Consider the following 26,629-nt stretch of genomic DNA (forward strand, 5'->3'; position numbering starts at 1 on the left):
GGCAGTAGTGGCCCTGCTCGGCTTCGCGCTGATGCCGCAGGCGTCCGCCGCGGCCAAGCCAGAAGTGACCCTCTCCAAGACCCAGGCCGGCAAGGGCGGCGACATCACCGTCAAGGGCAAGGCCTGGCGCCCCGACGCCCTCCTGATGATCCTCATCTGCGGCCAGGCCACCCCGGCCAGAGGCGTCCCCGGCGGCACGAACTCCTGCGCCAACGCGGAGGGCCTCGCCGTCACCACCAGGAGCGACGGCACCTTCACCAAGAAGCTCCCCGTGGTGGAGCCGCTGGAGCCCTGCCCCTGCGTGGTCCACGTGGCGACCGTCACGGGGGAGAAGGCCCAGGCGGACGCCCCCTTCAAGGTCGCCGGCCACCCGGTGGAAGCCCTGCCCAAGCAGCAGGGCGGCGGCAGGCTATCCGTCCTCACCGACACCCGCCTGGAAGGATCCAGCGGCGTACTGAACTGGTTCGGCGCCCCGCCGTCCCGCAAGTTCGTCTTCACGGTGGGCAACGTCGGCTCCGCCCCCGTCAAGGACCCGATCTTCCAAGTGGGCACCTCCCACGGCGTGTTCGCCCCGCAGTGGGAGGAGCAGCAGTGGCGCGGCACCATAGCCCCCGGCAAGAAGGCGCAGATCAAACTGCCGGTGGAGCTCTCGGCGGGAGCGCACGGCAACTACCTGGTCTCGCTGAAGTTCGGCGGCAAGGTCCTCGCCGAGCAGCCCTGGGGCGTCGGCCGCCCCTGGGGCGTCACCCTCTTCTGGATCCTGCTCTGCGTGGTCGTGCCTGCCGCCGTCTTCCGCATCGGCATGGCGGTGGTGGACAGGCTCCGCCCGAACCGCCGCGGCGGCGCGCGCACCCGTGCCCCGGGGCGGCACTGCACCGGCAGGCTCGCCGAACTCACCGACCGGCTGCCGAAGTTGCGGCTGCCTCAGGGGGCGGTCGCGGCGGATCAGGCGGCGCGCGGCAAGCAGCGTACGAAGCCGACCGTCACGGAGGAACCCGGTACGCACACGACCACCCTCCCGTGGTTCACCCCTGACACCGACCCCGGCGGGACCGCACCCGCCGGACAGCTCTCCGCACCGTCAGAGAACAGCCCGACGACGAATACGACGAAGGGAAACACGTGATCAGCAAACGACGGAGAGCGGGCGCGGCCTCGGTCTCGCTCCTCCTTGGCGGGGCGGGCATCCTGTTTGCGGCGGGCCCCGCGCAGGCCGCCGAGGTGGCGTACAAGACGGAGTGCATCCCGCCGGCGATCTCGGGTCTGCCGCCGGTGCAGGGCACCACGAAGGTGGAGATCACCGCGCCGGCCACCGCGAAGGTGGGCGACGAGGTCGAGGTCGTATGGAAGACGACCCAGGCCGCGTCCAAGAACCCGGACATCCTCGACCTCGACAAGGACACGGTGAAGCCGACCGGCACCATCAAGGTGGCGGGCGGTCAGACCGGGGACCTGGCGATGGCGGGCGAGCGGGTCAATCCGCCGATCAAGAAGAACAGCCCGATGGTCCTGTCCGACATGAAGGGCAAACTGAAACTGACCAAGGCGGGCGACGTCACGCTCACCCCGGACGCGTACAACATCAACGTCAGCAAGCCGATGTCGACCGACACCAAGTGCACGCCGAAGGAGCAGGTGAAGGCGGGCGCGACCATCAAGGTGACGGACGGCGGCGGTAGTTCAGGCGGCAGTACGTCAGGTGGCTCGACCGGCGGCGACACCGGCGGTACGGGAGGTACGGGCGGTTCGTCGGGTGGTGACACCGGTGGTGACACGGGAGGAGGCTCGACCGGCGGCTCCACCGGAGGTGGCGGCGGCGAGACCGACTTCACCGGCAAGGAAGTCCAGATCCCCTACAAGTGCAAGACGCCCATCGGCGACAAGGAAGCGACGTCCCCCGTCCAGATCGACGCGAAGAAGGACGGCGGGAACTACGGCCTGACCGTGCAGTTCAAGAAGTCCGTCATGGACAGCCCCGCCGACATCCCCGCGGACTCGGTGAAGCCGTCCATGGAGGTCAAGCTGGGCGGCGCGGACAAGGGCACGGTGCATGTCGAGGGCCCCACCAACAAGGAGCCCATCAAGTCCGGCGAACCGATCAACATCCCTGACCTGACCGGCACTTACAAGCCGGGCGCCGACGGAAAGTCGACGCTCTCACCGGGCGTCCTGACGGTCGAGGCACTCGGTACGACGACGACCTGCACGCCGGCCAAGACGGAGGTGTCCCTGGAGATCGACACGGCGGCCCAGCCTGGCGGCGCGGCAGGCGGGTCCGGATCCGCGGGCGGCTCCGACACGGGTGGCTCAGCCGGGGGTTCGTCCTCTGGTGGTGGTGGCCTCGCCGAGACCGGCGCCGATGACAACGGCGCGCTGCGGGCCCTGGGTCTGGTCGCCGGCACGGTGATCCTGCTGGGCGGCGCGGTGTTCACGTTCCTGCCCAGGCGGCGGGGCGGCTTGCGCTAATGCCCTGCGGGGTGCGGGGAATTCTGCGGGTCCGTTGTGGCTGGTCGCGCAGTTCCCCGCGCCCCTTACGGGGCGCCCCTCAGCGCCCCTCAAGAGTGCTCCTGAAGCCATCGGAGTACGTTCTGCGCCATCGCCGGAGCACTGAGCAGCGGCCCTCCGTGCCCCGACCCCCGCACCGTACGCACCGTCACATCGGTCAGGCCCAACCTGCTTTGCGCGCCCGCGAGTTCAGCCGAGTGCGCGACCGGCACGAAGTCCCCCGCCGAGTGGGCGAGGAGCATGGGGGCGTCGTCCGGGCCCGATGCGTGTGACTTGGCGGCGAGGTCGGCCCACCGGTTCCAGCACCGCTGCCCGCCCCGGTCCGGCGAGCACCCCGCGAGCAGTTGGGCCGACCGCCGCAGACCGCGCTGCGCGGACGAGGCGGCGGGCCGCCCGCCGTCCACCCAGGCGCGGTGGGGCGAGGCGACGGGGGAGAGGGCCACGACGCCGCGGACCCGTGTGCCGCCGGCCCCGTACGCCCCTGCGCTCAGGGCGAGATGCCCGCCCGCGGACGATCCGAGCACCAGCGGCCGCTCGCCCGAACGCCGCTCCACCCACCGCAGCGCCGCGAGCACGTCGTCGCGCTGCGCGGGCCAGGCGGCGTCGGTGGCGAGCCGGTAGTCGGTGTCGTACACGGTGAACCCCTGCCCGGCGAACCACCGGGCCCACCCGCTCCAGTCGGTGTCCCGCACCCAGGAACCGCCGTGCAGGATCAGCAGGGCGGGGCCCCCGTCGCCGTACACGGTGAGGGTCTGCCGAGGGTGCCCCCCGTACGAGAAGGTCGTGCCGGGCGGCGGCTCGGGAGCGGCCTGGACGGCGGCACTGGACGACAGCAACGCCACACACAGGGCGAGGGCCGGCAACGTACGACGCATGGCCAGATGCTTCACCGCCCTGCGGCCCCGCGCCCGCGAAATCGCCAAAGGCCGCCGCACCGGGTGGTGCGGCGGCCTTCAGTTCGAGCGTGGGTCTTTGCGGGTCAGCGCACGTCGCCCATGAGCGCCCTGACCTTGTTGCGGGCCGTGTAGACCGCGAAGCCGGCGAGCACCGCGGCCGTGGCCTCCAGGGCGACCATGCCCCGGCCGTTGAGGTCGACCCCGGCGATGGCGAGCATGCCGGTCACGCTGTCACCCGCGGTGACGGCGAGGAAGAAGACTCCCATCATCTGGGAGGCGTACTTCGCGGGCGCCATCTTCGTGGTCAGCGACAGGCCCACCGGGGACAGGCACAGCTCGGCGACCGTGTGCATCAGGAAGATCAGCACCAGCCACCACATGGTGACCTTCGTGTCGCCGGTGGCCATACCCATCGGGACGAGGAACACGAAGAACGAGGCGCCGGCCACCACCAGGGCGAAGGAGAACTTCACGATCGTGCTGGGCTCGCGGTTGCGGCGGGCCAGCGCGATCCAGACGGCGGCGAAGACCGGGGCGAGCAGCATGATGAAGCCCGGGTTCAGCGACTGGAACAGGGTGTTCGGCATCTCCCAGCCGAAGATGTCCCGGGAGGTGCTGGAGTCACCGAAGAGGGACAGCGTCGACGCGCCCTGGTCGAAGATCATCCAGAAGATCGCAGCGGCCACGAAGAACCAGATGAACGCCGTCATCTTGGTCTGCTCTTCGGCGTTGAGGTCCTTGTCCCGCTTGATCTTGACCAGTACCGCGACCGGGATCAGCAGGCCGGCCACGGTGATCGGGAGCAGCGCCCAGTTGAGGGTGAGCCGGTAGACGTCGGTGAAGGCCACGACGGAGTAGAACGCCGCGATCGCGGCGACGGCCGCCAGCGTCTTGACGATGACGCCGCGCTTTTCCTCGGCCGACAGCGGGTTCGGGACCTGGTTGCTCTCGGCGGCCAGGTGGCGGGAACCGACCATGAACTGGATCGCGCCGAGCGCCATGCCGATCGCGGCCAGGCCGAAGCCCAGGTGCCAGTTGACCTTCTCGCCGAGAATCCCGATGGCGAAGGGCGCGGCAAAGGCACCGAGGTTGATGCCCATGTAGAAGATGGTGAAGCCACCGTCGCGGCGGAGGTCCTTCGGGTCGCTGTAGAGCTGGCCGACCATCGTCGAGATGTTGGCCTTCAGCAGACCCGAGCCGACCGCGACCAGGGCCAGACCGACGAAGAACATCGCCGAGCTCGGCAGGGCCAGGCACACATGACCGGCGACGATCACGAGGCTCGCGATGGCGACGGTCTTGCGGGCGCCCCAGATGCGGTCGCCGATCCAGCCTCCGGGCATGGCCATGAGATAGACCATGGCCACGTAGACGGAGTAGATGGCCGTGGCGGTCGCCGCGGTGTACGCAAGGCCGCCGCCCTGGCTGCCGGTGGCCGCGTCGGCGCCGCCGGAGACCAGGTAGAGCACGAGCAGAGCGCGCATGCCGTAGTAGGAGAAACGCTCCCACATCTCGGTCATGAAGAGTGTGGCCAGTCCGCGGGGGTGGCCGAAGAAGGTCTTCTCAGAGCCAGGGGTACTGGCCGAGTCCTTCGTCAGGCTGGACGCCATGAGTCGATCCTCGTGGGTTCGGGACGCGCGGCAGGAGCGTGTGCGCGCCCGGTGGGGGGCGGTCGGCACCGGCGTCTTGCGACTCCGAGATCCACGCCCTGGGCGCATCGTCACGCGCAGGGCCCGACCACAGGTCATTCCTTTCAAGGCTGGCTTGAGCCAACCCGCACATAAAAGAGACCTAAGGCGCGCACAGCGGGCCAAAGGTCCTTGAGTAGTGCATCAGGCGTTGGGTCACCATACGTCACGAGAGTGCGGCATATGGAAGGACTTGAGAGATGGATCACAGGTTATGACGGAACCAACAGCCCACATCTAAAGGTGATTCTCAGGATCGCACCTCATAGCCGCAGGCTTCCACCGTAAGCATTCGATCAGCTGTCGATCACCCCACGGCGGTCGTCCGTCGCGGACTACCATCACCCCATGACCCGTGTACTGCTCGCCGAGGACGACGCGTCCATCTCGGAGCCGCTGGCCCGCGCCCTGCGCAGGGAGGGCTACGAGGTCGAAGTCCGTCAGGACGGCCCGACCGCCCTCGACGCAGGTCTGCAGGGCGGCGTCGACCTCGTCGTACTCGACCTGGGGCTGCCCGGCATGGACGGCCTGGAGGTGGCCCGCCGGCTCCGCGCCGAGGGGCACACGGCGCCGATCCTCATCCTGACCGCCCGGGCCGACGAGGTGGACACCGTGGTGGGCCTGGACGCGGGCGCCGACGACTACGTGACCAAGCCCTTCCGCCTCGCCGAGCTGCTCGCCCGGGTCCGGGCCCTGCTCCGGCGCGGCGCCACCGAGCCGCAGCAGCCGCCGGCCACGCACGGCGTGCGGATCGACGTCGAGTCGCACCGCGCCTGGATGGGCGAGGAGGAGCTCCAGCTCACGGCCAAGGAGTTCGACCTGCTGCGGGTCCTGGTCCGCGACGCGGGCCGGGTGGTCACCCGCGACCAGCTGATGCGCGAGGTCTGGGACACCACATGGTGGTCCTCCACCAAGACCCTGGACATGCACATCTCTTGGCTGCGCAAGAAGCTGGGCGACGACGCGGCGAACCCGCGGTACATCGCGACGGTACGGGGCGTGGGCTTCCGCTTCGAGAAGAGTTGATCCGGGGCGGGAGGAGCGCCCCGTAAGGGGCGCGGGGAACTGCGCGAGCAACCACGATGAACCCGCACTCGCCGTAGAACCGCCGGAGACAGACGCGTCTGCGGGCCGGTGGGGGCTTGTCGCGCAGTTCCCCGCGCCCCTGACGGGGCCCGTATCCAGGACACTGGGTAAATGCGCCGCCGCCTGATCAGCTCCACGCTAGCCGTGGTCCTCGTAGTCATCGCCGTCTTCGGAGTGAGCCTCGTCGTCGTAGAGACGAGGACCATCAGCAGCAGCGCCCAGGAGCGAGTCACCTCCGAGGCCGTCCGCCTCGCCGGCATCGTCGACAGCCGGCTCATCAGCGACGAGCGGATCAACGCCGAGATCCTGCGTGACGTGGCCGGGGTCGACAACGACCGCTACGCCCTCATCGAGATCCCCGGCCGCACCCCCATCGAGATCGGCAGCCGCCCCGGCGGCGACGTCATCCGGGCCACCGCGGGCGGCGAGGAGGGCGAGCGGGTCACCGTCGAGGAGCCCCGCACAGCGGTCACCCAGGAGGTCGGCCGCACGCTCCTGATCATCGGCGCCGTCGCGCTCCTCGCGATCGTCGCCGCCGTACTCCTCGCCGTGCGCCAGGCCAACCGCCTGGCATCCCCGCTCACCGACCTCGCCGAGACCGCCGAGCGCCTCGGCTCGGGCGACCCGCGGCCGCGCCACAAGCGGTACGGGGTGCCGGAACTCGACCGGGTCGCGGACGTCCTGGACGGCAGCGCCGAGCGCATCGGCCGCATGCTGACCGCCGAGCGCCGCCTCGCCGCCGACGCCTCGCACCAGCTGCGTACGCCGCTGACGGCCCTCTCCATGCGCCTGGAGGAGATCACCGTCACCGACGACCTGGACACGGTCAAGGAGGAGGCGACGATCGCGCTCGCGCAGGTCGAGCGGCTCACCGACGTGGTGGAGCGGCTGCTCACCAACTCCCGTGACCCGCGCACCGGTTCGGCCGTCTCCTTCGACCTGGACGAGGTCATCAAGCAGCAGCTGGAGGAGTGGCGCCCGGCCTACCGCAGCGCGGGCCGCGCCATCGTCAGCTCCGGCAAGCGGCATCTGCAGGCCGTGGGCACGCCGGGCGCGGTCGCCCAGGTCCTGGCCGCGCTGATCGAGAACTCGCTCATGCACGGCGGCGGCACCGTCGCCCTGCGCACCCGCGTCACCGGCACCCAGACGGTCGTCGAGGTCACGGACAACGGCCCCGGAGTCCCCGCCGATCTCGGCGCACGGATCTTCGAGCGCACCATCAGCGGCCACAACTCGACGGGTATCGGCCTCGCCGTGGCGCGCGACCTGGCCGAGGCGGACGGCGGCCGCCTGGAGATGCTGCAGACGAAGCCGCCGGTGTTCGGCCTGTTCCTCTCGCGTACGCCGCCGCAGAGGCGCGACGGCGGTGACGGCGGGGAAACGGTCCGCTAACGGCTCCGCTAGCGGGTCCGCTGCACGGTGCGCCGGGGGGGCCTGGAGGGCTCGGGCTCCGCGTCCAGGAACGATTCCGCATGGGCGACGGTCTCCCGCGCGGGCAGCGTTTTGAACACCCAGGTGCGGTACGACCAGAAGCGGAAGCAGGTGGCGATGCCGATGCCGAGGAACTTGAAGAGGTTGGACTCCAGACGGCCGTCCCAGCCGAAGCCGTACGTCGCCGCGTAGAGCACGCCGTTCTCGATCACCAGGCCGACGAGGCTGAACAGCAGGAAGAGCGTGAGCTCCTTCGTCCTGCCGCTCTTGTCACGGTCCTTGTACGTGAAGTAACGGAAACCGACGTAGTTCACGGCGATCGCGACGACCGTGGCGATCACGCTCGCGCGTACGACCTGCAGGTCGGAGACATGGCGTACGAAGTTGAAGACGCCGAAGTTCACCACCGTCCCGACCGCTCCCACGGCCCCGAACTTGACGACTTCGCGCGCTAGCCGATCCAGCCGCACCCGTAGTGCGCCACGTTCCGTCATGGTGGTCGCCCCAACCCCCGTCGATTCGAATTTGGTCGTGTCGACGATGTGGTGATTCGGTCGCGTCAACCCAGCCATGCTAACCAGCGACCCCCGTCCGACGCTCGCGGACGTCTCCACACTGTGGCGGCTCTGTGACGGGAGAGGCGGTGGTGGGCGCGGAATCCGGCCGTTCTCCGATGGCCGATACAGGCCGATACCCTGGGGGTGTGACGTTCCCGGTAGTCGGCATGGTCGGCGGCGGTCAGCTCGCCCGCATGACCCACGAGGCGGGCATCCCCCTCGGCCTCAGATTCAAGCTCCTCAGTGACACCCCTCAGGATTCCGCGGCGCAGGTCGTCAGCGATGTCGTCATCGGCGACTATCGCGACCTCGACACGCTGCGTGACTTCGCGAGGGGCTGCGACGTGATCACTTTCGATCACGAACACGTACCCACCGAGCATCTACGGGCCCTGGAGGCGGACGGCATCCCCGTGCGTCCGGGTCCCGACGCGCTGGTGCATGCCCAGGACAAGGGCGTGATGCGCGCGAAGCTCATGGAGATCGGCGTGCCGTGTCCACGCCATCGGATCGTGAAGGATCCGGCCGACGTGGCCGCCTTCGCGGCCGAGGGCGACGGCTTCCCCGTGATCCTCAAGACGGTGCGTGGCGGCTATGACGGAAAGGGGGTGTGGTTCGTACGTTCCGTCGAGGACGCCGAAGACCCCTTCCGGGCCGGTGTCCCTGTGCTCGCCGAGGAGAAGGTCGATTTCGTACGCGAGCTCGCGGCGAACGTCGTGCGCTCTCCGCACGGCCAGGCCGTGGCCTACCCCGTCGTCGAGTCGCAACAGGTCGACGGCGTCTGCGACACGGTGATCGCCCCGGCGCCAGGCCTCGACGCGGCCCTCGCCCTGCAGGCCGAGGAGCTGGCGCTGCGCGTCGCCAAGGACCTCGGCGTGGTCGGCCACCTGGCGGTCGAGCTCTTCGAGACGACAGACGGCCGCATCCTGGTCAACGAACTGGCGATGCGCCCGCACAACTCGGGCCACTGGACGCAGGACGGCGCGATCACGTCCCAGTTCGCCAACCACGTCCGCGCGGTGCTCGACCTGCCGCTCGGCGACCCGCGCCCGCGCGCGAAGTGGACGGTCATGGCCAATGTCCTGGGCGGCGACTACCCGGACATGTACCAGGCGTACCTGCACTGCATGGCGCGCGACCCGCAGTTGAAGATCCACATGTATGGCAAGGACGTGAAGCCCGGACGCAAGGTCGGCCACGTCAACACCTACGGCGACGACCTGGACGACGTGCTCGAGCGCGCCCGTCACGCAGCCGGCTACCTCAGAGGAACGATCACCGAATGAGCACGTCTCCTGTGTCTCCCGTAGTCGGCATCGTCATGGGCTCGGACTCCGACTGGCCCGTCATGGAGGCGGCGGCCAAGGCGCTCGACGAGTTCGAGATCCCCTACGAGGTCGACGTCGTCTCCGCGCACCGCATGCCGCGCGAGATGATCGCGTACGGCGAGCAGGCGGCCGACCGCGGCATCAAGGCGATCATCGCGGGCGCGGGCGGTGCGGCGCACCTGCCGGGCATGCTCGCCTCGGTGACCCCGCTCCCCGTCATCGGAGTCCCCGTCCCGCTGAAGTACCTGGACGGCATGGACAGCCTCCTCTCCATCGTGCAGATGCCGGCCGGAGTCCCCGTGGCGACGGTGTCGGTCGGCGGCGCGCGCAATGCGGGCCTCCTCGCGGCCCGCATCCTCGCCGCTCACGACCCCGAACTCCTCGCGCGTATGCGGGAGTTCCAGCAGGAGCTGAACGAGCAGGCCACGGAGAAGGGCAAGCGGCTTCGGGCCAAGGTCGAAGGCGCGGGTTCCGGTTTCGGCTTCGGCTCGGGAAAGTAAGCGGCATGACTTCTCTGGACAGTGCCTCTCTGGATGATGCCCGTTCCCTCCTCGCCGACTTCCCGGTGGTCGACGGCCACAACGACCTGCCGTGGGCGCTGCGCGAGAAGGCGGGTTACGACATCGACCGCCTCGACATCGCGGCCGACCAGACGGGCAGCCTCCACACGGACATCGCCCGCCTGCGGGCGGGCGGTGTCGGCGCGCAGTTCTGGTCGGTGTACGTCCGCACGGACCTGACCGGCGACGCGGCGGTCAGCGCGACGCTCGAACAGATCGACTGCGTCGAGCAGTTGCTGGCGCGCCATCCCTCGGATCTGGCCCGCGCTCTGACGGCCGCGGACATGGAGAAGGCCCGCACCGAGGGCCGTATCGCGTCCTTGATGGGCGCGGAGGGCGGCCACTCGATCAACAACTCCCTTGCCACGCTGCGGGCGTTGCACGCGCTGGGCGTCCGCTACATGACCCTGACGCACAACGACAACATCGCGTGGGCGGACTCGGCGACGGACGAGCCGGGCGTCGGGGGCCTGTCGGCCTTCGGCCGTGAGGTGGTTCGGGAGATGAACCGCACGGGCATGCTCGTGGACCTCTCGCACGTGGCGGCGACGACGATGCGGGCGGCACTGGACACGTCCGTGGCACCCGTGATCTTCTCCCACTCCTCTTCGCGAGCGGTGTGCGACCACCCGCGCAACATCCCGGACGACGTCCTGGAGCGCCTGTCGGCGAACGGCGGCGTGGCGATGGCGACGTTCGTCCCCAAGTTCGTCCTCCAGGCGGCGGTGGACTGGACCGCGGCGGCCGACGAGAACATGCGGGCGCACGGCTTCCACCACCTGGACACGACGCCGGAGGCGATGAAGGTCCACGCGGCCTTCGAGGAGTCGACCCCGCGCCCCATCGCGACGGTCTCCACGGTGGCGGACCACCTCGACCACATGCGCGAGGTGGCGGGCGTCGACCACATCGGCATCGGCGGCGACTACGACGGCACGGCGTTCACGCCGGACGGCCTCGACGACGTCGCGGGCTACCCGAACCTGATCGCGGAACTCCTCGACCGCGGCTGGTCCCGGGCCGACCTCGCGAAGCTGACGTGGCAGAACGCGGTACGGGTCCTTGCCGCCGCGGAGGACGTGGCACGGGACATCCAGTCCCGCCGGGGCCCGTCGGTGGCGACGCTGGAGCAGCTGGACGCCTGAGTCCAGGGGTACGTTGCCGGGCCCCTCCCCGCGGGGGTGGGGCCCTGCGGGGAGGGCCCTTCCCTGCGAGGCGGCCCCCGTGGCTGGGGGGCTTGCCCACGGTGGTGGGGTCCCGCCGGCTGGGGGCCTTCTCCGCGTGGCGGGGCACCGCCGGCTGCGTGCCCGGCAGCCCTCGCGCGACCGCACCGTGCTGCACCTCGCCCCTCTCCCACCCACCCGCCCCCGCCTGAGGCTGTGGGCCCCGGCCCCGGCCCGGCGTGCGGATGGGTGCCGCCCGGCGTTGCGGCCTGTGTCTGGGCCCGATGTGGGGCTATCGCCCCGAGGTGCGGGGCGTCCGGACTGCCCCGCAGCCGACGCAGGACCGCACCGTGCTGCGGCGCGCCTCTCTCCCACCCACCCGCCCCCGCCTGAGGTGTGGGCCCCGGCCCCGGTCAACTGGGGCTCGGTGGTGGCGGGTTGATCAATCTGCGGGGTTCGGTTGCTGAGTGGGGGCTTTGCCGATCCGGTAGTGGATGAGTTTCTACTTCCTGTCCGGCGTCGACAACACGCGCGTCACCGCGCACACGTGGCCAAAGTAGGCCGTCAGCACGAAGTCGCCCTCGCCCCAAGTAAGGGGCGAGGGCGACGAACGTACCGGTGAGAGCGCAGGCGCTAGGGAAGGTTGCGGGCCATCACGATCCGCTGGACCTGGTTCGTGCCCTCGTAGATCTGCGTGATCTTCGCGTCGCGCATCATCCGCTCGACGGGGTAGTCACGGGTGTAGCCGTAGCCGCCGAGCAGCTGGACGGCGTCCGTGGTGACCTCCATGGCGACATCGGATGCGAAGCACTTCGCCGCCGCACCCTGGAAGGTGAGGTCGGCGTCGCCGCGCTCGGACTTCGCCGCCGCCGCGTACGTCAGCTGACGTGCCGCCTCGATCTTCATGGCCATGTCCGCGAGCATGAACTGGACGCCCTGGAACTCCGCGATCGGCTTGCCGAACTGCTTGCGCTCCTTGACGTACCCCTTGGCGTAGTCGAGCGCGCCCTGCGCGATGCCGAGTGCCTGGGCCGCGATCGTGATGCGGGTGTGGTCCAGGGTCTTCATCGCCGTGGCGAAGCCGGTGCCTTCCTCGCCGATCATGCGGTCGGCGGGGATGCGAACGTTGTCGAAGTAGACCTCGCGGGTCGGCGAGCCCTTGATGCCGAGCTTCTTCTCCGGGGCGCCGAAGGAGACGCCCGGGTCCGACTTCTCGACGACGAAGGCGGAGATGCCCTTCGAGCGCTTGGTCGGGTCAGTGACGGCCATGACCGTGTAGTACTCGCTCACACCCGCGTTGGTGATCCAGCGCTTCACGCCGTTGAGGACCCACTCGTCCCCGTCACGGACGGCCTTCGTCTTCATGCCGGCCGCGTCCGAGCCCGCGTCGGGCTCGCTCAGGCAGTACGAGAACATGCCGTCGCCCTTGGCGAGCGGCGACATGTACTTCTTCTTCAGCTCCTCGGAGCCGGAGAGGATCACGGGGAGGGAGCCCAGCTTGTTCACCGCGGGGATGAGCGAGGACGAGGCGCAGACTCGCGCCACCTCCTCGATCACGATGACCGTGGCGAGCGCGTCGGCGCCCGCGCCGCCGTAGCTCTCCGGTACGTGCACCGCGTGCAGGTCATTGGCGACGAGGGCGTCGAGCGCCTCCTGCGGGAAGCGGGCCTCCTCGTCGACTGCCGCGGCGAACGGTGCGATCTTCGCCTCGGACAGCGAACGGATCGCGTCGCGGAGCATGTCGTGCTCCTCGGACGGGCGGTACAGGTCGAAATCAGCCGATCCGGCCAAGGTCTCTCACGCTCCAAGGATGCTAATTACCGTTAAGTAACCCAAATTTTAGTGGTCGGCTCACGGGACGGATACGTGACCTTCCTGACAGCGGGCAGCAAGGGGACACCGACGGCGAAAACGTGCCCGGCCAAGGGCCCGACTATGCTCGGGCACCGCACTGACGGCCGTAGACCCCTGGAGCACCGCATGGCCCTCAAGATCACCGTGATCGGCACCGGCTATCTCGGCGCCACGCACGCCGCGGCCATGGCCGAGCTCGGCTTCGAGGTGCTCGGGCTCGATGTCGTGCCCGAGAAGATCGAAATGCTGCAGCGGGGCGAGGTCCCGATGTACGAGCCCGGCCTGGAGGAGCTGCTGCGCAAGCATGTCGCCGGGATCGAGGGGTCGAGCGGGCGCCTGCGCTTCACCATGGACTTCGCCGAGGTCGCCGCCTTCGGCGACGTCCACTTCGTCTGCGTGAACACTCCGCAGAAGCACGGCGAGTACGCCTGTGACATGAGCTACGTCGACAGCGCCTTCGCGCAGCTCGCCCCGCATCTGACGCGGCCCGCCCTTGTCGTCGGCAAGTCGACCGTGCCGGTCGGTTCCGCGGACCGCCTCGCGCGCGAGCTGGCCGCCGCCGCTCCGGTCGGCGCGGACGCCGAGCTGGCCTGGAACCCGGAGTTCCTGCGGGAGGGCCTCGCCGTGCAGGACACGCTGCACCCGGACCGCATCGTCGTCGGCGTACGCAGCACGCACGCGGAGAAGCTGCTGCGCGAGGTGTACGCGGGTCCGGTCGGCGAGGGCTCGCCCTTCGTCGTGACGGACTTCCCGACCGCCGAGCTCGTGAAGACCTCCGCGAACTCCTTCCTCGCCACGAAGATCTCCTTCATCAACGCGATGGCGGAGGTCTGCGAGGCGGCGGGCGGCGATGTCGTGAAGCTGGCGGAGGCGCTCGGGTACGACGACCGGATCGGCAAGAAGTTCCTGCGGGCCGGTATTGGTTTTGGTGGTGGCTGTCTGCCGAAGGACATCCGGGCCTTCATGGCGCGGGCCGGGGAGCTGGGCGCCGACCAGGCGCTGACCTTCCTCCGCGAGATCGACTCCATCAACATGCGGCGGCGCGGCCAGATGGTCGAGATGGCGCGCGAGGCGCTGGGCGGCGGGTCGTTCCTGGGCAAGCGGGTCGCCGTCCTCGGCGCCACGTTCAAGCCCGACTCGGACGACGTCCGTGACTCGCCCGCGCTGAACGTCGCCGGGCAGATCCACCTCCAGGGCGGTCAGGTCACGGTGTACGACCCCAAGGGCATGGCGAACGCGCGGCGCCTCTTCCCGACGCTGGGGTACGCGGAGACCGCGGTGGAGGCGGTCAGAGGCGCGGACGTGGTCCTGCACCTCACGGAGTGGCGAGAATTTCGAGAGCTGGACCCGGAGGCCCTCGGCGAGGTGGCTTCCAACCGGCTCATCCTGGACGGCCGCAACGCCCTGGACCCGGGAGTCTGGCGCGCGGCGAGCTGGACGTACCGGGCGATGGGCAGGCCGTCGGCCTAGGGTTCGCCCAATTCCTTCTGGCCTAAGCGCCGCCCCGGGCGCGACCCGGTGGTGAATCAGGCGGCATGCGTGGTGAGCCATCGGCGCAACATCGCCCAGCGCAGTGCCGTTGTGGGGTGTTGCGGTGTGTGGCTGTCGAGCGTGGTGGAACGGATGGGGAGCCAGTCGAGGGCCTGGGCCTCCCATCGGTCCTCGGCGTCGTCGCGCCAGCGTCGCTCAATTTCGTGGGCCGTCAACTGTGGCCTCACCAGCATGGTCAGAGCGAGGTTGAGAAGGCCGATTTCGATGACGACGGAGAGGGGCGTAACCCGCCCGGGACGGACTTCGGCGCCGAACTCCTCACGGAAGCCGCGGCACGCGGCATGAGTGAAGGGGTCCGGGTGCGCTGCGATGTCGTGCTGGTTGAGCTGTTCCTCGAAGCTGGCCGACCAATGGCCTGGGGCGTAAGAGGCCTGTGCGTTCCGCTGAGTTACGAGCACTCGCTCGTCGCTGCTCAGCACGATGCAATGGACGCACGCTATGCCAGGGAGAACGGTGTCACCGAGTGGTACGGGCCTGACCCAGCGATGACTGTTGGCTTCGGCATGGCGGTGGTCGGTATGGCGCGCGCAGCCTGGATCTTGACGCAGGGCGACATGGAAGCGCCTGGCTTCCCTCCAGCTTGTCGGAGCGAGCGAAACCTCCAGTACTCGACTGTCGGGGCGTAAGCCGATACTGGTGAAGCGGTACTTGTGCTCGAGGCCGGGGCCGTCGACGGGGCCATCGAGGCGGTGCAGCGCCGGATCCACGGGAGTCGCGGAAGGGCCGCTCTCTATTTGCACTGCGAGGGTGACCGGGCTCTGCGTCGGCTCGTGAGGCAGGACATCCAGCGCATCCGTCTCGTTGCTCGCGCCGGCAATCGCGACCAAACCGCGGGCCACAGCCTCCGCGCCACGGTGTCGGGCAATATGCGCTGCGTACAGCAGTTGGAACGTGAAGGTCCGGCGCCCCAGTGGCTCGCCGGTCGTTCGGTCGAACTGCTGCTGCAGGGCGCGCAAACAGGCTTCCCGTACTTCTGCGGTGAGCACGTCCCGCAACAGCTGCTCGAGGAGGGCGTCGCGGGCCGCGTCGTCGTCGAAGCAGCCGAGAGCTACGGCGACGGGATAGCCGACGTAACTCATCTGGTGCTGGAAGCAATTGATCAGGGCACCGATCACGTTCGGGCCGAAGCGTCGCCCACGTGTCGCCTCGTCCCGTACGTAGGAGGCGTACTCGCGTACCACGTCCCAGTCGGAGTAAGGGCCGATCTTGTCGGCAATGCGCAGTCCCTCCACGACCTCCGTTTCGTCCCGCTCGGGCTCTGGTCGACCGTCGTGGGCGTGCAGTGTTTCGTGTGCGCGGCGTCGAGTGACCGGGTCGATGCTGGGGTCGTCGATGATGCGCTCCAGGAGTTCGGTTGTGGCCTCGTCGGGGTCGAAGCCGCGCAAGCCTTGGGCGATGTAGCCGAGGAAGGGCAGGTCTGTGCGATGGGCGAACTCGCAATTGCCCCTGCGGGTGAGCTCGTTGCGCACTTCGGTGGTGCGGTACTTGGCGAGGGCTTCTACAAAGCGGGCCTTGAGCCGGAACTTGTCCAGACCGCCGGCGAGCACCGGCACCACACGGGGCGCGTCCGCCACGTCACCCGCCTCCAGGCCACCGAATGCGGAGGCCAGCGAACTCGCGGCTTCCTGGGTGACACAAGGACGGGGACCGACGGCGCTGGGGGTGCTGCCCGGGCCTGAACGCTGCACCAGCGGCCCGTCCAGTGTCTCCAGGACCAGAGGCAGTAGGAGCGGGAGCCGTTGGCGCAGCACGTACGTGACGCCCCAGGCCCGCGCCATGCACACGTCCCCGTCATTCTTGCGGTCCAGGATGCCGAGGAACTCGGTGAACAGCGTGCGCAGCAGCGTCTCGGAGTGCTGCTCGTGCGCCAGTTGGACCAACATCGACCCGACCGGCCAGCCGATCTCCTGCTCCATGTGACCGCACAGCTCGCGCGCGGCCGCGTTCCGGTCGGCCACGCCGTACACGACGCTCGCCACCGCATGGGCATCGAGGAGGTCGTGACTGAGGCGCAGCACGGACCGCCGCTCCACGAGAAGTCTGTCGTCCTTGAGCCGGGCAACCGCTTGCGCGAAGTCGACTTCGGCGAGGTCGCTCCGTTCGTGGACGGACGCTCGCGGCACCTCGTACGTCATCGCGTGCAGTTGTGACTCGGCGAGTGCGGTGAGTACGGCCTGCTTGCGGCGCCTGGACGCCTGGGGAACTGGCCCGCCTTCCTCGGAAGAATCGCGGAACAGCCGCCGGAAGAAGGAGGTTTCGGCGGTGGGGATGGAGTCCCAGACCGCGGCACGGCGAAGAGCCAGATCGAGGAAGAACGGGGTGCGCAGCAGCCTGTTGTCCATCGCTTCACGAGAGATGTCGTGTGAGTGCAGGATGCGGGCGACGACGCGTTCGTCGAGCTCGCCCAGTTCATGGACGGGGAAGTGCAGCGAGGGGGCGTAGGCGGCAGCCCACACGTCGTCCCGGCAGGTGATCAGAAGCCTGTCGCAGGAGGCGTGCAGAAGTCTCAGCAGCTCGATGCCGCGGATGTGCTTGGGGTCGTCGCCGGGCGGGATCTGGTCGAGGGCGTCGACGATGAAGACCACTTGCTTGCCGTGCCCACGTTGCAGCGACTGCAGATGTCCGGGTAGATCGTTTGCGGACCGCGCTCCAAGCTCTTGCGGGAGAACATCAGCGTCGCGTGCCGCGACGGAGCCCTCGATCAGGAACGGATACACGTTCGTGGCGGCGCGGATCCGGTCGATGAAATGAGCTGCGACCACAGACTTGCCACGTCCTCCCGGAGCAACGAGAGCGACAGCTCCGGTGTCCGGAACGAGTGTGTCCCACGCGTACTCCCAGAAGGAGGGGTACGGCAGGTGTTGCCCGGCCCAGGCCGTGGCAGCCCGGCGACGTGACTCCAGGCTGTCCACGACACGCTGGACGAGAGAGCGGCGCAGGGCTCGCTCCAGCCCTGTGACATCACCGCATCGGCCGTTGTGCCGGGGGCTGGTGAGATAGTGGGTGTCCGCTTCACCGAGCAGCAACTCGATTGCCCCGGCGTCGAATTCCACTGGAACTATCGTCACGTTCCGTTTCCGAGCCTCTGCCAGCTCCTTGCGGATGAACTGAGGCTTGGCCATCGCCTCCCGGGTGCCGAGGAGGAGCAGGTAGCGAACTTCATCGAGCGCATTGGTGATTTTCTCCCACCAGAGGCTGCCGCCGGGAATCGTCTCGCGGTCGATGAAGACGGCGCCTTTGTAGGGGAGTCGCTCCTCCAGTATGTGCAGGACCTCGTCGCCGATCCCGGAGGCTGCCCTGCTGTAACTGATGAAGATCTCGTACGGCATGGCGGCGATGCCTCCGGTTAAATCGCAGCGTCGAAACGCGGCTTGTGGACGAGCATGCCCCACCTCTGCAGTTCCAGAGTCAGCACTGCCTCCGTCTGCAGGACGATCGCCTGGAACTCCACGGTCCCCAACGCGCCCTCAGCTCCCGATTCGAGGCGGTCGATCAGTCCTCGCAAGGACGACTGGCAACGCATCAGCTCCTGCTGTGCGTAGCCGTAAGAGATGGCAAGGCTTCGGAAGGCGAACAGTTCATGCGTCGCGAACAGGCCTGTACACAGAGCCGGTAGCACAGCGGTGAGCAACACGGTGGACGAAGACGCGCCTCCGTGCTGCTGATCTGTCGACAGCAGTACCGCGTTGGCCACAGCCACGGCCACCGCAGCCAATACGGTGACCTGTGTTGTCCGGGTGATCCTGCGGTCGGCGCGCTCGAAGGCAGTGGTGCTGAGCCTGAACCACATGAGCTGCTTGCCGATGCGGTAGTAGAGGTAGCTCCGCCCGCGGTCTCGGACTCGGTCGGGGAGACCGGGGTCCGCTTCGGCGTCAGAGCCGATGCGTGTGGCTGCTGCCTGCCACAGACCGTCCACCCATGGACGTTCGATACCCGGTACCGGAGTGTCTTGGTCTGCCATCGAAGCGAGACGCTCAAGCTCTTCCAGATTTCCGGTGGCGATTCGAGCGACCCGTTGCCTCCGGATCGCGGTGGAGCTGTCGTGACCCAGCCTCAGGTACGGTCCGACCTGGGCAAGGCGAAGATACTGTTCCCGGCGCAGCAGCTCGGCCCGGGTGCGGCTGAGCACCCAGGCGAGGGTGGGCTGCTCGTTTGTGTGGACCGTCAGGACGAGAAACAGCAACAGGAGAGACTGGCCGTAGGCCAGGCCAAGGGCAGTTGGCCCGCGTGCTGGGAAGAAGATCGCTTGAAGAGCGATGAAACCTACGGCCAGGGCGGGCAAGAATGCCACCTTGATTCCCGTGGCGCGGTAGCGGCCCTGGTAGTCCGGCGTCTGCTTGAGCTCGGTGTGCTGCGCCTCGTCGATCTCACGGACACCGTGAAAGCTGCCGGGCGGAATGACGTCGTCGGGAATGGCGAGGCTCCTGAACGCCTGCCTCTCGGCGCGCCGTCGCTCACGCCATCGATACGCCCTGAACAGCTGGTATCCGCAGTGCAGAGCGAGGACCAGAAAGGCCGCGAGTGCAACATTGACACTCGCGATGAGCACTGGATGGGCAGAGGCGGCGGCAGCAGCAGCGAGTGCCACGAGCATCACGCCCGCGGCCAGGAGGGCGCCGCCGATGAAGAAGTAAGGGCGCTGCCGTGATGCGGTCCTCGCCCAGAACACGTGCATGGGGCGACTGTCGGCGGCTCAGCGAACGCTGTCAATGCTTTGTTCGTCGGCTCTGTGCGCCAGCGAACCAAGATGCGGATGGTGTCGCTGAGGCTCGTATGCGGTAGTCGGCGAGCAGTTGCGGACTTGCGGCCATCCATGGCCCGGGGCGGCATCGGAAAAGGAATCGCCGGACGCTAGTCCACAGCCCTCCTTGCCCGATACGCCCGCATCTTCGCCCGAGCCCCGCACACCCCCATGTCGCACCACCGGCTCCGCCCGGCCGGGCTTCGGTCGTAGTACGCCCAGTGGCAGTCCGACGCCTCGCAGGCCTTGAGGCGGCCCCACGTCCCGGCGGCGACCGCCTCCGCGATGGCCGCCGCCACGCGGGAGGCGAGGGCGGCGGGCTCCGCGGGGGTCAGTGACGCCGAGCCGTCGGCATCCGACACCGTCACCAACAGCGGTGCCCCTGCGAGGAGTTGGGAGAGCGGCGGCGCGGACGCATGCGGTCCGTGCCCCGCATGGGCCAGGCACGCCACCCGCAGGGACTCCCGCAGCTCCCGCGCCGCCACCGTCTCCGCCCCCGCAGCGAGCCCGAAGGGCGCCCGCCCCTCCGCCGTGTCCAGTGCGTCCGCGCCCGACTCCAGGTCCAGTGTGTTCACCAGCGCCTGGACCAGCGTGAGTCCGCCGGGAGCGGGTGCTCTGTCATTCATGCTTGCGACGTTACCTCCATTGCGGGAGTATGGAGTAACCGTTACCTGATGAGAGCCTGCAAAGGTAACCCAGCACTCGAACCGGGAGAGACTCATGCCACTCGCCAAGCTCGGCGTCGTCGTACTCGACTGTCCCGACCCCCTCGCCCTCGCCGGCTTCTACGCCGCCATCCTCGGCGGCACCCCCAAGGACGACGGCGACGGCTGGGTCGACCTCGAAGGCCACGACGGGGCGCCCCTCGCCTTCCAGGCGGCACCCGGCCACGTCCCGCCGCAGTGGCCGTCGGCCGACCGCTCGCAGCAGTTCCATCTGGACCTCACTGTGGAAGCCGCGGAGATGGACGCGGTCGAGCGCGAGGTCCTCGCGCTCGGTGCCACCGCGCTGGAGGCATCGGACCGCAGCCGCAGCTTCCGGGTGTACGCGGACCCTGCCGGGCACCCCTTCTGCCTCTGCGCCTGCTGAGAGAGCGTGACGCGGACTGGGTCACCCTCCGCGCCCCCGACGGCCTGCGTCTCTGCTGTACGCCGATCCGGCAGGGCATCCCTTCTGCCTCTGCCGGATCAGCCATGACGATGACGAGAGCGAAGGCGTCAGCCGGCGGCCGCCTGGCGGCGCTGCCGCTCCCGCGTCGCCCGCGCGGTGAAGTCCGCGCCACGCAGCGCCCGTTGGACGTTGCCCCAGGTCAGCATCGCGAGCTCCTCATCCGGCCAGCCGCGCTCGATGAGCTCGGCGATGAGATGCGGATAGCGCGAGACGTCGGCCAGGCCCTCGGGGTGCGTGGCCGGGGTGTCGTACATGCCCGAGAGGCCGACGCACTCCGGGCCCGCGAGACGGCGTACGTGATCGAGGTGGTCCGCGACCTCTCGGATCGAGGAACCCGTCTGCTCGGCCGCGAGCGGCACCAGGCACAGGGCCTTGGCCTCGCCGAGCGCGGTCAGCAGGCCGTCGGAGAGGTTCCCGGGGGCGTCGCGCAGGGCCAGGGCCCCGGAGCGCACGAAGAGCGCCGGCGCCCTGGAGAGGATGAGCACCCGGTACGCCGTGGCCTCGGACGCTTCGGAGAGGTCGGGGAGCACCCCGAGCCGGTTCAGCTCGCGGACGACCTCCTCGCCGAACGGGCTCAGGCCGTCGGGGCCCGCCCATGGCGTGCCGGAGAGCGTGAGCGAGCACAGACCGAGGTCGCGCAGCGCCCGCAGCGCGGCCAGTGAGTCGCCGATCGCCGCGGCGCGCGCCGGGCCCATCAGGGTGGCGATGCGGCCGCAGTGGCGGGCGTCGACCGCCTCGGACGCCGTGCGGGCGAGCCGCAGTCCTTCGGGGTGTTGGTCGACGATGTACTTGATGAGGTCGAGCTGTTCGAGGGTCACGCCCAGGGCGCGGTCACCGCTGAGGTTCTCCGGGACGTGTGCGGACCAGAACTGCGCCCCGACACCGCCCGCCCGCAGCCGGGGCACATCGGTGTCCACCCCGGTTTCGCCGAGCTCCAGGTCGTACCAGGGCAGTTCGCGCAGCGCCCAGGACAGTCCGCTGTAGCCGTCGGCGACGGGGTGGGCGGCGAGCAGCGCGCGGGCATGCCGGAGCGGGTCCGGCAGGGGGTCGGGCAGGGGATCGGGGTCTGACGCGGGGGCCGCTTCAGGCACGGTTATGACGGGTTGGGCGGGCTCCGTGGAGGGCTCAATGGAGGGCTGATCCAGCTCTCCGGCCTCGGCGGTGGTGATGAGTTCGACCTGCAGGTCTGCCATGGCATTGCTCCGGACTTCAGGGTGGCAGTCGATTTCACCGTGACACGCGGGAGCTGCGGCTTCGCGGCAGGCGAAGCATTCGGGGTACGAGCAAGTCCGCCGGGACGCGAAGCCGGTATGCGAAGCCGGTACGCGAAGGGGCCCCGCCGATGCACCGGCGGGGCCCCTTCCAACGTACGCGTGAGGCGGCTCAGTCGCCCGAGACCGTCACCTTCTCGTCGTTGTTCAGCTCCGAGACCATCTGCTTGACCTTGGCCTTGTCCCACAGGAGGTTGCCGCCGGTGGAGCCCGCGAGCGGCATGTTCATCGACTTGCCGTCGCCGCCCGTGACGCCCTTCATCGCCCAGAACATGGACGCCACGTCGAACAGGCCCATGTCCTTGTCGACGACCAGCGTGTCCAGGCCCGCGCCCATCGTGGGGTAGAGCTTGAACGGGTTCATGACCGTGCCCGGCGTCGCCGCCTGGCTGGCGAGGGCCGCGAGGAACTTCTGCTGGTTCTTCGTACGGTCCAGGTCGCTGCCCGGCAGGGCGTAACGCGTGCGGACGAAGGCGAGGGCCTGCTGACCGTCGAGGGTCTGCTTGCCGGCCTCGAAGTCGGCGCCGGACTTCTCGTCCTTGAAGCCCTTGGGGATGTCCATCTCGACGCCGCCGACCGCGTCCACGATCTTCGCGAAGCCGCCGAAGCCGATCTCGGCGTAGTGGTCGATCCGCAGGCCGGTGTTGAACTCGACGGTGCGGACGAGGAGTTCGGGCCCGTCCTCCGCGTACGCCGCGTTGAGCTTCGTCTGGCGGCCGGTGTTCGGGTAGAGCTTCCCGGACTCGGCGCCCTTGAAGGAGGGGATCGTCACGTTCGAGTCGCGCGGCAGCGAGATCATCGTGTTCCCGCCGTCGTCCGCGACGTGCAGGATCATCATCGAGTCCGTGCGCTTGCCCTCGGCCGAGCCGGTGTGGAGCTTCTTCTTGTCCTCGTCGGACATGCCCTCACGGCTGTCGGAGCCCACGATCAGGTAGTTCGTGCCCGCGCCGCCCTCGGGGCGCTCGATGACCTTGGAGAGGTCGACCTCGCGCTTGAGCTTGGAGTCGGCCCAGAAGTACGTGCCGATGGAGACCGCGAGCAGTACGACGATGAGGGTGAGCGAGCCGATCTTGATGCGCCGGCGCCAGTTCGGGGCGGGGCGGGGAGCGCGGGTGCCGTAGCCGTCGTCGTCGCCGCCCTGGCCGCCGCCCTGGCCGTTGCCGTTCGGGGAGCCGTAGACCTGGCCGGTGTTGTAGCCGCTGTCGTAACCGTCGTCGTAGGAGTTCTGGCGGGGCGCGCGGGGCTCGAACATGTCGTCGCGGGCGTCGCCGTACCGCTGGCCGTACCCGTCGTCGTACGCGGGCTGCTGCGGGACCCCTCCGGGCTGCTGGCCCGGGCGGCCCGCGCCGCCGCCGCGCTGGACATGCCGCATCACGCGGGCGCCGTCGGGCTGCGCGTTCCCGCTGCCACGGCCGTATCCCCGGCCGTTGCCCTGCTCGTCAGGCCAATCGCTCATGTGGCCCAGTGTGCAGTCTCCGGGGGCGCGCCATACAGGGCGGGCGGGATTTCGGTTCAGGGCTGTTGCAGAGCTGATGCAAAGCGGCTCGGGGAGTCCGGGACATACGTCAGACATAGGGTGGAGCCCATGACAGACCTCGCCCCTGGACCGGAATCGGAGATTCCGGGCAAGCCGACCTCGGCGTCCCGCACGACACTCAGCCACATCATGACCCACAACGACACCAACCTCCTCGGAACGGTGCACGGTGGAGTAATCATGAAATTGGTGGACGACGCGGCGGGAGCGGTCGCCGGGCGGCACTCGGGCGGGCCCGCCGTCACCGCGTCCATGGACGAGATGGTCTTCCTCGAGCCGGTGCGGGTCGGTGACCTTGTTCACGTGAAGGCGCAGGTGAACTGGACCGGGCGGTCCTCCATGGAGGTGGGCGTCCGGGTCCTCGCCGAGCGGTGGAACGAGTCGACGCCCGCGCAGCAGGTCGGCTCCGCGTATCTCGTCTTCGCCGCCGTCGACGCGGACGGCAAGCCCCGGACGGTGCCGCCCGTCCTGCCGGAGACCGAGCGCGACCGGCGGCGCTACCAGGAAGCGCAGATCCGGCGCACGCACCGCCTCGCACGCCGCCGGGCGATCAAGGACCTGCGGCAGTCCCGCGCCGCGGAGGGTCTCGACGACTGAGCGTTGCGTACGTCACTGATCGCTACGGGCACACCACCTGGTCGCCCGTGACCGCGCCGAACTCCCCCTGGTAGGCGTCCTCCGCCCGTACCGGCCTGATCTTCTTGAAGTCCTGGCCCGCGAGCACCTTCAGGGTCGCGCCCTGGCCCTTGACCGCACGCAGCCGGCAGCCCGGAAGCGCCGCCGCGAGGGACTTCGCCGAGCGGTCCCAGCGCGGGTCGTACGCGACGACCGTACGTGCGAGGGGCCTGCCCGGCGCGTTGCCCGGCACCCGCGTCGTACGGAAGCCGGTGGACCGCAGCGCGCTGTCGACCCGCTTGCCCAGGCCCGCCCTGCCGGTGGCGTTGTCGACCTGCACCCGGATCTGCTGCGGCGACACTCCCACCACGGCGGCCTTGAGCCTGGGGTTGTGCGCGGCGAGCGGGCGGTCGTCGCGCAGCGCCTTGAAGAGCTTCCGGGACTTCCGCGGGTCCCACTTCAGGGTGGAGCCGATGCCGGGCACGTTCACGCCCTTGCTGCGCAGCGGCACGGTGGTGAACTCCGACGAGGACGGTGTGAAGCCGCGCATCGCCCGGCCCAGGGCCAGCATCTCGTTCGTGCCGAAGCCCTTGTCCGCCCGGACCGAGCCGAGCAGCGTCCTGCTCACGTCGCGGAACTTGAGCGGATTGAGCAGCACCCCGCTGCTGGTCGCCTTGGCGATCAGCGCGGCGAGGAACCGCTGCTGGCGCTGCATCCTGCCGAGGTCGGACGAGCCGTCGACGTGCCGGGTGCGGACGTACTGCAGGGCCTGGCCGCCGCTCAGCTTGTGCGTGCCCACGGCCAGATTCAGTCCGGTGTACGAGTCCTTCAGCGGGCGCGCCGTGCAGATCTCCACGCCGCCGAGCACGTCCACGGTCTTCATGAAGCTGGTGAAGTCGACCTCCATGTAGTGGTCGATCTTGACCTTCGTCATCTTCTCGACGGTGCGCACGGTGAGGTTGGGGCCGCCCTCCGCGTACGCCGCGTTCATCTTGACCGGGTGGGCCTTGTGTCGGTCGCCCGAGTTCTGGTCGATGTGCGGCGGCATCAGCGCGTAGCTGTCGCGGGGCAGGCTCACGACGCTCGCGCGGTCCCGGTCCTCGGAGATGTGCACGATCATGATCGTGTCCGTGCAGTGGCAGGGCGCGCCGCCGAGGCGGTACTTCTTCTTCTCCGCCTTGGTGATCTTGTCCCGGCCGTCGGTGCCGACAAGGAGCACGTTCATGCCGTTGCCCCCCTGCGGCCGGTTCTTCATGTCCTTGAAGGCGTCCACCCGGTCGATCCCGGTGTCGAGACTGGACACCACCCCGTGCCCGATCCCCGCCGCCGTGAGCACCGTCAAGGAGAACGCCGTCGCCACCCGCATGGCCCAGCGGGGCCGCTTCCTCCGCACGGCCGGGCGGGGCGTCTGCCTCCGGGGTGCGGCCTGGCGCGGGGGGCGCGGTCCGCGCGAGGAGGGGCTTGGGGAGCGGCGGGGCGGTGTGGGCACGAGGGGGACACCTCCGCTGACGGGCCGGGGGACGCCAGAACCGTAGGCCCATACGATCTGCGGCCCGGGTAGTGACCCGGCGGCGCGCGCCGGTGTCCCCCATTCGCGGTAACGTGGCGCCGATGAACGCGACGCCCGACGTGCAGCTTCCTGCCGTATCCGTGATCATGCCGGTGCTCAACGAGGAACGGCATCTGCGTGCTGCTGTTTCCGCGATCCTTGAGCAGGAGTACGACGGCGAGATGGAGGTCGTCGTAGCGCTCGGCCCCTCCACCGACCGTACGGACGAGATCGCCGCCGAACTGGTCGCCGAGACGGCCGGTCACCGCGCGAGGGTCCAGACGGTGCCGAATCCCACCGGGCGCACGCCGGCGGCCCTGAACGCCGCCATCAAGGCATCGAGTCACCCGATCGTGGTGCGCGTCGACGGCCACGGCATCCTCTCGCCCGGCTACATCGCGACGGCCGTCCGCCTCCTCGAGGAGACCGGCGCGCAGAACGTCGGCGGCATCATGCATGCCGAGGGCGAGAACGACTGGGAGCACGCGGTCGCCGCCGCCATGACCTCGAAGATCGGCGTGGGCAACGCCGCCTTCCACACCGGCGGCGAGGCCCAGCAGGCCGAAACGGTGTATCTGGGTGTCTTCCGGCGCGAGGCCCTTGAGCAGCAGGGCGGCTACAACGAAGAGTTCATCCGCGCCCAGGACTGGGAGCTGAACTTCCGTATCCGGGAGGCCGGCGGGCTCATCTGGTTCTCGCCCGAGCTGAAGGTGCAGTACCGCCCGCGGCCTTCCGTGCGCGCCCTGGCCAAGCAGTACAAGGACTACGGCCGTTGGCGGCACGTGGTCGCCCGGTATCACGAGGGCTCCATCAACCTGCGCTATCTGGCGCCGCCGACCGCCGTGTGCGCGATCGCGGCGGGCGTCGTCGTCGGCGCGGTGCTCACGCCGTGGGGCTTTGTGATCCCCGGCGGATATCTCGCGGCGATCGCCGCGGGCTCGCTGCCCGCGGGCAAGGGGCTTCCGCTGAAGGCACGCCTTCAGATCCCGGTGGCGCTCGCGACGATGCACATGTCGTGGGGCTGGGGCTTCCTCACCAGCCCGCGCTCGCTCGCCAAGAAGGTCATCGCGTCCCGGCGTCCGGCCGTCCTCACCGAAGCGTGAGAACAGCCGGACGGGGCATCGGGG

At 69.3% G+C, this 26,629-nt stretch carries 21 protein-coding genes; 11 read left to right on the plus strand and 10 right to left on the minus strand.

All coding sequences use genetic code 11. The features are described 5' to 3' along the window. The first annotated feature begins 31 nt into the window (after positions 1 to 31). Together OG453_RS08840 and OG453_RS08845 are read left to right on the plus strand one after the other, a co-directional pair. A complete protein-coding gene (locus OG453_RS08840; protein WP_266869764.1) occupies positions 32 to 1,126 on the plus strand; it encodes a hypothetical protein in 1,095 nt (364 codons plus the stop codon). Then, positions 1,123 to 2,466 carry a hypothetical protein gene (locus OG453_RS08845; protein WP_266866193.1) on the plus strand — a complete coding sequence of 448 codons (1,344 nt, stop codon included), beginning with the start codon at positions 1,123 to 1,125 and terminating at the stop codon, positions 2,464 to 2,466. The genes OG453_RS08840 and OG453_RS08845 overlap by 4 nt, the downstream gene beginning before the upstream one ends. 89 nt (positions 2,467 to 2,555) lie before the next feature. Here the strand turns inward: OG453_RS08845 and OG453_RS08850 are convergent, their stop codons facing one another. Together OG453_RS08850 and OG453_RS08855 are read right to left on the minus strand one after the other, a co-directional pair. Further along, complete coding sequence (locus tag OG453_RS08850; protein ID WP_266866195.1) at positions 2,556 to 3,380, minus strand: alpha/beta hydrolase; 825 nt, start codon at positions 3,378 to 3,380, stop codon at positions 2,556 to 2,558. A gap of 104 nt (positions 3,381 to 3,484) precedes the next feature. Next, positions 3,485 to 5,011, minus strand: a complete 1,527-nt coding sequence (locus tag OG453_RS08855) for a peptide MFS transporter (RefSeq protein WP_266866197.1) — start codon at positions 5,009 to 5,011, stop codon at positions 3,485 to 3,487. 426 nt (positions 5,012 to 5,437) lie between these two features. On the opposite strand from OG453_RS08855, the gene OG453_RS08860 reads away from it, so the two are divergent. Continuing rightward, positions 5,438 to 6,115: a response regulator transcription factor gene (locus OG453_RS08860; protein ID WP_266866199.1), complete on the plus strand. Its 678-nt coding sequence runs from the start codon at positions 5,438 to 5,440 to the stop codon at positions 6,113 to 6,115. Positions 6,116 to 6,286: 171 nt separating this feature from the next. Further along, positions 6,287 to 7,567, plus strand: a complete 1,281-nt coding sequence (locus tag OG453_RS08865; protein WP_266866201.1) for an ATP-binding protein — start codon at positions 6,287 to 6,289, stop codon at positions 7,565 to 7,567. An 8-nt stretch (positions 7,568 to 7,575) separates the two neighbouring features. On the opposite strand, the gene OG453_RS08870 is transcribed toward OG453_RS08865, so the two are convergent. After that, positions 7,576 to 8,100 carry a GtrA family protein gene (locus OG453_RS08870; RefSeq protein ID WP_266866203.1) on the minus strand — a complete coding sequence of 175 codons (525 nt, stop codon included), beginning with the start codon at positions 8,098 to 8,100 and terminating at the stop codon, positions 7,576 to 7,578. Positions 8,101 to 8,309: 209 nt separating this feature from the next. Between OG453_RS08870 and OG453_RS08875 the strand changes: the two genes are divergently transcribed. The 3 genes from OG453_RS08875 to OG453_RS08885 are packed head-to-tail and all read left to right on the plus strand — an operon-like array spanning position 8,310 to position 11,196. Then, positions 8,310 to 9,449, plus strand: a complete 1,140-nt coding sequence (locus OG453_RS08875) for a 5-(carboxyamino)imidazole ribonucleotide synthase (RefSeq protein ID WP_323178619.1) — start codon at positions 8,310 to 8,312, stop codon at positions 9,447 to 9,449. Beyond that, positions 9,446 to 9,991, plus strand: coding sequence for a 5-(carboxyamino)imidazole ribonucleotide mutase (purE, locus tag OG453_RS08880; RefSeq protein WP_266866207.1), 546 nt, complete (start codon positions 9,446 to 9,448; stop codon positions 9,989 to 9,991). The genes OG453_RS08875 and purE overlap by 4 nt, the downstream gene beginning before the upstream one ends. 5 nt (positions 9,992 to 9,996) lie before the next feature. After that, entirely contained in the window at positions 9,997 to 11,196 is a 1,200-nt protein-coding gene (locus tag OG453_RS08885) for a dipeptidase (protein WP_266866209.1), read from the plus strand. Between the two features lie 651 nt (positions 11,197 to 11,847). On the opposite strand, the gene OG453_RS08890 is transcribed toward OG453_RS08885, so the two are convergent. Continuing rightward, a complete protein-coding gene (locus OG453_RS08890; RefSeq protein WP_266866211.1) occupies positions 11,848 to 13,005 on the minus strand; it encodes an acyl-CoA dehydrogenase in 1,158 nt (385 codons plus the stop codon). A 189-nt stretch (positions 13,006 to 13,194) separates the two neighbouring features. Here OG453_RS08890 and OG453_RS08895 point away from each other — a divergent pair, with 189 nt between their 5' ends. Next, positions 13,195 to 14,538: a UDP-glucose/GDP-mannose dehydrogenase family protein gene (locus tag OG453_RS08895; RefSeq protein WP_266866213.1), complete on the plus strand. Its 1,344-nt coding sequence runs from the start codon at positions 13,195 to 13,197 to the stop codon at positions 14,536 to 14,538. A 56-nt stretch (positions 14,539 to 14,594) separates the two neighbouring features. On the opposite strand, the gene OG453_RS08900 is transcribed toward OG453_RS08895, so the two are convergent. From OG453_RS08900 to OG453_RS08910, 3 genes are all read right to left on the minus strand, one after another. After that, entirely contained in the window at positions 14,595 to 18,011 is a 3,417-nt protein-coding gene (locus OG453_RS08900) for a TIR domain-containing protein (protein WP_266866215.1), read from the minus strand. Further along, positions 17,966 to 19,294 carry a hypothetical protein gene (locus tag OG453_RS08905; protein ID WP_266866217.1) on the minus strand — a complete coding sequence of 443 codons (1,329 nt, stop codon included), beginning with the start codon at positions 19,292 to 19,294 and terminating at the stop codon, positions 17,966 to 17,968. The genes OG453_RS08900 and OG453_RS08905 overlap by 46 nt, the downstream gene beginning before the upstream one ends. Positions 19,295 to 19,470: 176 nt before the next feature. Then, the gene (locus OG453_RS08910) at positions 19,471 to 19,986 is read right to left on the minus strand and encodes a CGNR zinc finger domain-containing protein (protein ID WP_266866219.1); all 516 of its coding nucleotides are present in this window, start codon (positions 19,984 to 19,986) and stop codon (positions 19,471 to 19,473) included. 94 nt (positions 19,987 to 20,080) lie between these two features. Between OG453_RS08910 and OG453_RS08915 the strand changes: the two genes are divergently transcribed. After that, positions 20,081 to 20,449 carry a VOC family protein gene (locus OG453_RS08915; RefSeq protein WP_266866221.1) on the plus strand — a complete coding sequence of 123 codons (369 nt, stop codon included), beginning with the start codon at positions 20,081 to 20,083 and terminating at the stop codon, positions 20,447 to 20,449. A gap of 128 nt (positions 20,450 to 20,577) precedes the next feature. Here OG453_RS08915 and OG453_RS08920 read toward each other — a convergent pair whose 3' ends face one another. Further along, positions 20,578 to 21,723, minus strand: coding sequence for a dipeptidase (locus OG453_RS08920; RefSeq protein ID WP_266866223.1), 1,146 nt, complete (start codon positions 21,721 to 21,723; stop codon positions 20,578 to 20,580). A 190-nt stretch (positions 21,724 to 21,913) separates the two neighbouring features. Continuing rightward, positions 21,914 to 23,257 carry an LCP family protein gene (locus OG453_RS08925; RefSeq protein WP_266866225.1) on the minus strand — a complete coding sequence of 448 codons (1,344 nt, stop codon included), beginning with the start codon at positions 23,255 to 23,257 and terminating at the stop codon, positions 21,914 to 21,916. Between the two features lie 129 nt (positions 23,258 to 23,386). Between OG453_RS08925 and OG453_RS08930 the strand changes: the two genes are divergently transcribed. Next, a complete protein-coding gene (locus tag OG453_RS08930) occupies positions 23,387 to 23,935 on the plus strand; it encodes an acyl-CoA thioesterase (RefSeq protein ID WP_266866227.1) in 549 nt (182 codons plus the stop codon). Positions 23,936 to 23,957: 22 nt separating this feature from the next. Here the strand turns inward: OG453_RS08930 and OG453_RS08935 are convergent, their stop codons facing one another. After that, positions 23,958 to 25,319 carry an LCP family protein gene (locus OG453_RS08935; RefSeq protein ID WP_266866229.1) on the minus strand — a complete coding sequence of 454 codons (1,362 nt, stop codon included), beginning with the start codon at positions 25,317 to 25,319 and terminating at the stop codon, positions 23,958 to 23,960. Between the two features lie 245 nt (positions 25,320 to 25,564). Between OG453_RS08935 and OG453_RS08940 the strand changes: the two genes are divergently transcribed. Beyond that, entirely contained in the window at positions 25,565 to 26,605 is a 1,041-nt protein-coding gene (locus OG453_RS08940; RefSeq protein ID WP_266866231.1) for a glycosyltransferase family 2 protein, read from the plus strand. Positions 26,606 to 26,629: the final 24 nt, after the last annotated feature.

The organism is Streptomyces sp. NBC_01381, assembly GCF_026340305.1.
Lineage (GTDB): Bacteria > Actinomycetota > Actinomycetes > Streptomycetales > Streptomycetaceae > Streptomyces.